The sequence below is a fragment of the Melaminivora alkalimesophila genome (assembly GCF_000282995.1).
GTDB classification, from domain to species: domain Bacteria; phylum Pseudomonadota; class Gammaproteobacteria; order Burkholderiales; family Burkholderiaceae_C; genus Melaminivora; species Melaminivora alkalimesophila.
In genome coordinates, this window is sequence record NZ_ALEE01000765.1 from 1 (window position 1) to 6,924 (window position 6,924).

Below are 6,924 nucleotides of genomic sequence, written 5' to 3' on the forward strand. Positions count from 1 at the left end.
CAGGCGCGGCAGCCGCGCTCACACCAGCACCCGCTCGATGCCGCCCGCGTTGGCGCGCCGCACGAACTCCGGCAGCCAGTCCTCGCCCAGGATCTGGCGCGCCATCTCGACCACGATGTAGTCGGCCTCCAGCAAGCCGGTGGACAGGTCCTGCTGGTAGCGCGAGACGCCCTGCAGGCAGCTCGGGCAGCTGGTCAGGATCTTGATGTTGTCCTGCTGCCCCACGGCGCCGCTGGCGCGCAGCTGCGCCTCGCCCTTTCGGATCTCCTCGGTCTTGCGAAAGCGCACCTGGGTGGCAATGTCCGGGCGCGTCACGCCCAGGGTGCCCGATTCGCCGCAGCAGCGTTCGCTCTTGATGACCTTGTCGCCCACCAGGGCGCGCACGGTCTGCATGGAGTCACCCCGCTTCATGGGGTTGTGGCAGGGCTCGTGGTAGAGGTAGCCCCCCTGCCCTGCCGGCAGCGCGATGCCCTTCTCCAGCAGGTACTCGTGGATGTCGACCATCCGGCTGCCGGGGAAGATCTTGTCGAACTGGTAGCCCTGCAGCTGATCGTGGCAGGTGCCGCAGGAGACCACCACCGTCTTGATGTCCAGGTAGTTCAGCGTGGTGGCCACGCGGTGGAACAGCACCCGGTTGTCGGTGATCATCTTCTCGGCCTTGTCGAACTGGCCGCTGCCGCGCTGCGGATAGCCGCAGCACAGGTAGCCCGGCGGCAGCACGGTCTGCACGCCCGCGTGCCACAGCATGGCCTGGGTCGCCAGGCCGACCTGCGAGAACAGCCGCTCGGAGCCGCAGCCCGGGAAATAGAACACGGCCTCGCTGTCCGCCCGCGTCTCGGGGTTGCGGATGATGGGCACGTAGTCCTTGTCCTGAATATCGAGCAGCGCCCGCGCCGTCTTCGTCGGCAGGCCACCGGGCAGCTTCTTGTTCACGAAGTGGATCACCTGCTCCTTGATCGGCGCCGTGCCGACGGTGGCGGGCGGGCGAGCGGTCTGGCGGCGGCCGACGGCGCGCAGCGCGTCCACCGCCACGCGCTGGGCCTTGAAGCCGACGTTCACCATGCCGGCGCGCAACACGCCGATGGTGCGCGGGTCGGTGGCGTTGAGCATCGCCATGGCCAGCTTGTTGCCGGGCCGGAAGCTCTTCTTGTCCATCTTGCGCAGCAGGTTGCGCATGTTCATGGTCACGTCGCCGAAGTCGATCTTGACCGGGCAGGGGTTGAAGCACTTGTGGCAGACGGTGCAATGGTCCGCCACGTCCTCGAACTCCTGCCAGTGGTGGCTGGAGACACCGCGGCGCGTCTGCTCCTCGTACAGGAAGGCCTCGGCCAGCAGCGAGGTCGCCAGGATCTTGTTGCGCGGGGAATAGAGCAGGTTGGCGCGCGGCACGTGGGTCGCGCACACCGGCTTGCACTTGCCGCAGCGCAGGCAGTCCTTGACGCTGGCGACGATGGCGCCCAGGTCGCTCTGCTGCATGATCAGCGATTCGTGCCCCATCAGGCCGAAGCTGGGCGTGTAGGCGTTGGTCAGGTCGGCGTAGCGCAGCGACTGGCGCGTGCCGCTGGCGGCCGCAGCGCCCCGGCTGCCCGGCTGGCTGCGCGCCAGCAGCTCGGGGTCGCGCAGCAGCTTGCCCCAGTTGAAGTGGCCATGCGGGTCCACGCGCCGCTTGTACTCGGCAAAGGGCGCCAGCTCCTCGTCGGTGAGGAATTCCAGCTTGGTGATGCCGATGCCGTGCTCGCCCGAGATCACGCCGCCGAGCGAGCGCGCCAGCACCATGATGCGCGCCACCGCCTCGTGCGCCGCCTGCAGCATCTCGTAGTCGTCGCTGTTGACGGGGATGTTGGTGTGCACGTTGCCGTCGCCGGCATGCATGTGCAGCGCCACCCAGACGCGGCCCTTGAGCACGCGCTGGTGGATTGCCTGCACCTCGTCCAGGATGGGCTGGTAGGGCGCGCCGGCGAAGATGGCCGCCAGGGGCTTTCTGATCTGCGCCTTCCAGCTGGCGCGCAGCGTGTGGTCCTGCAGCTGCGGGAACAGCACCGCCACGTTGTCCAGCCACTCCTGCCACGTCTGGCGCACCTCGGACAGCAGCGCCTGCGCCTGTGCGACGCGGTCGCCCAGCAGGACTTCGGCCGGAATGCCCTGCGCATCGTCCTGCTTGCCCAGGGGAAGCTGCCCGCGGGCGAAGAAATCCTGCAGCTGGTCGCACAGCTTGAGCTTGTTGCGCAAGCTGAGCTCGATGTTGATGCGCTCGATGCCGTCGGTGTACTCGGCCATGCGCGGCAGCGGGATCACCACGTCCTCGTTGATCTTGAAGGCGTTGGTGTGCCGCGAGATCGCCGCCGTGCGCTTCCTGTCGAGCCAGAACTTCTTGCGCGCCTCGGGGCTCACGGCGGTGAAGCCCTCGCCCGAGCGCGAATTGGCGATGCGCACCACCTCGGCCGCAGCACGCGCCACGGCGTCCTGGTCGTCGCCGACAATGTCACCGATCAGCACCATCTTGGGCAGCTTGCCCGCGCCCTTCTTCGACTTGGTGGCGTAGCCCACGGCCTTGAGATAGCGGTCGTCCAGGTGCTCCAGCCCGGCGAGCAACACGCCCGAGCGCTGCTGCTCGGCGAACATGAAATCCTTGATCTCGACGATGCTGGGCACGGCGTCGCGGGCGTTGCCGAAAAATTCCAGGCAGACGGTGCGCGTGTGCTCGGGCATGCGGTGCAGGATCCAGCGCGCGCTGGTGATCAGGCCGTCCGTGCCCTCTTTCTGCACGCCCGGCAGGCCCGAGAGGAACTTGTCCGTCACGTCCTTGCCCAGACCTTCCTTGCGGAAGGTGCTGCCGGGGATGTCCAGGCGCTCGGTGCGGATGGGGGTCTTGCCGTCGGCCTCGAAGTACTGCAGCTCGAAGCTGGCCATGGGCGCGTCGTGGATCTTGCCGAGGTTGTGCCCGATGCGCGTGACTTCCAGCCACAGCCCATCGGGCGTGACCATGCGCCAGCTCGCCAGGTTGTCGAGCGCCGTGCCCCAGAGCACGGCCTTCTTGCCGCCGGCATTCATGGCGATGTTGCCGCCGATGCACGAGGCCTCGGCGCTGGTCGGGTCCACCGCGAAGACGAAGCCCGCGGCCTCGGCCGCATCCGCCACACGCTGCGTGACCACACCGGCCTCGGTCCAGAGGGTCGGCACCTCCCGGTCCACGCCCGGCAGGCGGCGCATCTCCACCGCCGACAGGGACTCGAGCTTCTCGGTGTTGATGACGGCGCTGCGCCAGGTCAGCGGCACCGCCCCGCCGGTGTAGCCCGTGCCGCCGCCGCGCGGGATCACGGTCAGCTCCAGCGCGATGCACTCGCGCACCAGCGCCGCCATCTCGGCCTCGCTGTCGGGCGTGAGCACCACGAAGGGGAACTCCACGCGCCAGTCGGTCGCGTCCGTCACGTGCGACACGCGCGACAGGCCGTCGAACTTGATGTTGTCCTTGTGGGTGTGCGGCGCCAGGCGCTTGTGCACCTGCCGGCGCAGCGCTGCCGCCTGCACCAGCGTGGCGTCGAACTCGTCGATGGCGCGCCGGGCGGCCTCCACCAGCTGGCCCACGCGCCGGTCGCGCTCCGCGTCCTCGTGCGGCAGGCGGCGCTTCTCGATCTCCGCCATGCGGTGGCGCATCGCCTCCACCAGCAGCCGGCGCCGCTCTGGGTTGTGCAGCAGGTCGTCCTGCAGGTAGGGGTTGCGCTGCACCACCCAGATGTCGCCCAGCACCTCGTAGAGCATGCGCGCCGAGCGTCCGGTGCGCCGCTCGCGGCGCAGCGCATCGAGCGCCTCCCAGGCCGGCGCGCCCAGCAGGCGGATGACGATCTCGCGGTCGGAGAACGAAGTGTAGTTGTAGGGAATCTCGCGCAGCCGCGCAGGCTCGGCGGCCTGCGCACCCTGCAGGGCGGCGGCCGCAATCGGAACGTTCATGGACATCAACCTGGGTCGGGCGCGCCGCGCCCGGTGGCTCGGGGGCCGGAAATTCTAAGCGAAGCACCCGCGGCGCGGCCGCGCCGCGCCGTCAGAACAGCACGCGCGTGCGCAGCGTGCCCGGCACCTGGGCGAGCTTCTCCAGCGCCACGTCCGAAGAGCGCGCGTCCAGATCGATGACCACGTAGCCGATGTCGTCGCGCGTCTGCAGGTACTGGGCGGCGATGTTGATGCCCTTGTCCGAGAGGATGCCGTTGATCTGCGACAGGATGCCGGGCACGTTGCGGTGGATGTGCAGCAGCCGGTGCTTGCCCTCGTGCGCCGGCAGCGCCACCTCCGGGAAGTTCACGGCCGAGGTGCTGGTGCCGTTGTCGCTGTAGCGGATCAGCTTGTGCGCCACCTCCAGCCCGATGTTGGCCTGCGCCTCCATGGTCGAGCCGCCGATGTGGGGCGTGAGCAGGGCGTTGTCCAGCCCGCGCAGCGGCGAGACGAACTCGTCCTTGTTGCTCTTGGGCTCCTTCGGGAAGACGTCGATGGCGGCGCCCGCGAGGTGGCGCGTGCGGAGGGCCTCGGCCAGCGGCTCGATCTCCACCACCGTGCCGCGCGAGGCGTTGATCAGGATCGCGCCGCGCTTCATGGCGGCGATCTGCGGCGCGCCGATCATCCACTGCGTGGACGGCAGCTCGGGCACGTGCAGGCTGACGATGTCCGCCTGCTCCAGCAGCGCCGTGAGCGACGGCGCCTGGCGCGCATTGCCCAGCGGCAGCTTGGCGACCACGTCGTGGAAGATGACGTGCATCCCCAGGCCCTCGGCGAGCACCGACAGCTGCGAGCCGATGGCGCCGTAGCCGACGATCCCGAGCGTCTTGCCGCGCGCCTCGAAGGAGCCCTCGGCGCTCTTGAGCCAGCCGCCGCGGTGGGCGGCGGCGTTCTTCTCCGGAATGCCGCGCAGCAGCAAGATGGCCTCGGCCAGCACCAGCTCGGCCACCGAGCGGGTGTTGGAATACGGCGCGTTGAACACCGCGATGCCGCGCGCGCGCGCCGCGTTCAGGTCGATCTGGTTGGTGCCGATGCAAAACGCCCCGATGGCCACCAGCTTGGGCGCCGCGGCCAGCACCTCGGCCGTGAGCTGGGTGCGCGAGCGGATGCCCAGGAAGTGCACGTCCGCCAGCTTGTCGCGCAGCGCTTGGCCCTCCAGCGCCCCAGGCAGCAGCTCCACTTGGGAATAGCCCGCTGCCGCCAGCGCCTCGACGGCGCAGTCGTGGATTCCTTCGAGCAGCAGAAACTTGATCTTGCTTTTGTCCAGCGAGGTCTTGGGCATGTGCGGCAACTCCAGCGATGAAGAGGAAAACAGTCGACGGGGACATCATTGTGCAGCGCACAAATCCTTGCCGGCGATGGGTGGATTGCCCAGCACCGGGGCATGCCGCAGGGACAAAGTCCCCCACGCGTCAGGAACCACGTCGGCAAGTGTCACAATTTGCACCTTCGCCCGTGGCGGGTTATCCCCGTTGTCGCGCGTTTTCGGCTGTGCGAAAACGACACGCTGGTGTCACACGGCGACGCCACCATGGCGTGCTTCAGCCATCCGTATCTACCCCAGAGGAGTCTTCATTCATGCAAATCAAACAGCTCGCCCTGGCCGCCTCCGTGCTCGCCGCATCGCTTGCCGCCCAGGCGCAGACCGAGATCCAGTGGTGGCACTCGATGACGGCCGTGAACAACGAGTGGGTCAACGACCTGGCGAAGGAATTCAACGAGAGCCAGAAGGACTACAAGGTGGTCCCCACCTTCAAGGGCAGCTACGACGAGAGCATGACCTCGGCCATCGCCGCCTTCCGCTCGGGCAACGCCCCCCACATCCTGCAGGTCTTCGAGGTCGGCACCGCCACCATGATGGCCAGCAAGGGCGCCACCGTGCCGGTGGCCAAGGTCATGAAGGACGCCGGCGCCGACTTCGATCCGTCGGCCTACATTCCCGCCGTCGCCGCCTACTACACGGCGCCCAACGGCGAGATGCTGAGCATGCCGTTCAACAGCTCGACCACCGTGTTCTACATCAACAAGGACGCCTTCAAGAAGGCCGGTCTGGATGCCGAGAAGGCGCCCGCCACCTGGCCCGAGGTGTTCGAGGCTGCCAAGAAGCTCAAGGCCAGCGGCCACAGCTGCCCGATGACGCTCGCCTGGATGGGCTGGACGCAGCTCGAGTCCTTCTCCGCCTGGCACAACGTGGAGTTCGCCACCGAGAAGAACGGCCTGTCGGCCAACGGCCACAAGGCGCGCATGAAGGTGAATTCGCCCCTGCACGTCAAGCACATCGACAACCTGGCGCAGGCCGCCAAGAACGGCGAATTCGTCTACAAGGGCCGCGGCTCGGCGGCGCAGGCTTCCTTCACCTCGGGTGAGTGCGCCATGATCCAGACGTCCTCGGGCTTCTATGGCGACGTCGCCAAGAACGCCAAGTTCGCCTACGCCATCGCCCCCCTGCCCTACTACCCCGACGTGAAGGGCGCGCCGCAGAACACCGTGATCGGCGGCGCCTCCCTGTGGGTCATGGCCGGCAAGAAGCCCGAGGAATACAAGGGCGTGGCCAAGTTCTTCGAGTTCCTGTCGCAGACCAAGGTGCAGGCCGCCAGCCACCAGCGCACCGGCTACCTGCCCATCACCATGGCCGCCTACGACCTGACGGACAAGTCCGGCTTCTACCAGAAGAACCCGGGCACCGACGTGGCCGTGAACCAGATGGTGCGCAAGGTGACCGACAACTCGCGCGGCATCCGCCTGGGCAACTACGTGCAGATCCGCACCATCGAGGACGAGGAGCTCGAGCAGGTCTGGGCCGGCAAGAAGAGCGCCAAGGAAGCCCTGGACGCCATCGTCAGCCGCGGCAACGAGCTGCTGGCCCGCTTCGAGCGCTCCTACAAGCAGTGATGCCTTGAAAAGGCGCAGCCCACCCGCCCGGCGCGGGCGGGCTGC

The 6,924-nt window shown here is 68.1% G+C and carries 3 protein-coding genes; 1 reads left to right on the forward strand and 2 read right to left on the reverse strand.

What is annotated here, in order from left to right; genetic code table 11:
• Positions 1-18: 18 nt before the first annotated feature.
• Both A612_RS14735 and serA read right to left on the reverse strand, forming a co-directional pair.
• A complete protein-coding gene (locus A612_RS14735; RefSeq protein WP_019375210.1) occupies positions 19-3,948 on the reverse strand; it encodes a DUF3683 domain-containing protein in 3,930 nt (1,309 codons plus the stop codon).
• A gap of 91 nt (positions 3,949-4,039) precedes the next feature.
• Positions 4,040-5,269: a phosphoglycerate dehydrogenase gene (serA, locus tag A612_RS14740; protein ID WP_019375211.1), complete on the reverse strand. Its 1,230-nt coding sequence runs from the start codon at positions 5,267-5,269 to the stop codon at positions 4,040-4,042.
• 296 nt (positions 5,270-5,565) lie between these two features.
• Here serA and ugpB point away from each other — a divergent pair, with 296 nt between their 5' ends.
• Positions 5,566-6,879: a sn-glycerol-3-phosphate ABC transporter substrate-binding protein UgpB gene (gene ugpB / locus A612_RS14745; RefSeq protein WP_019375212.1), complete on the forward strand. Its 1,314-nt coding sequence runs from the start codon at positions 5,566-5,568 to the stop codon at positions 6,877-6,879.
• Positions 6,880-6,924: the final 45 nt, after the last annotated feature.

Coding starts and splice junctions, on each gene's coding strand:
- serA (WP_019375211.1), bottom strand. CDS start 5,269: ATGCCCAAGACCTCGCTGGACAAAAGCAAGATCAAGTTTCTGCTGCTC.
- ugpB (WP_019375212.1), top strand. CDS start 5,566: ATGCAAATCAAACAGCTCGCCCTGGCCGCCTCCGTGCTCGCCGCATCG.
- A612_RS14735 (WP_019375210.1), bottom strand. CDS start 3,948: ATGAACGTTCCGATTGCGGCCGCCGCCCTGCAGGGTGCGCAGGCCGCC.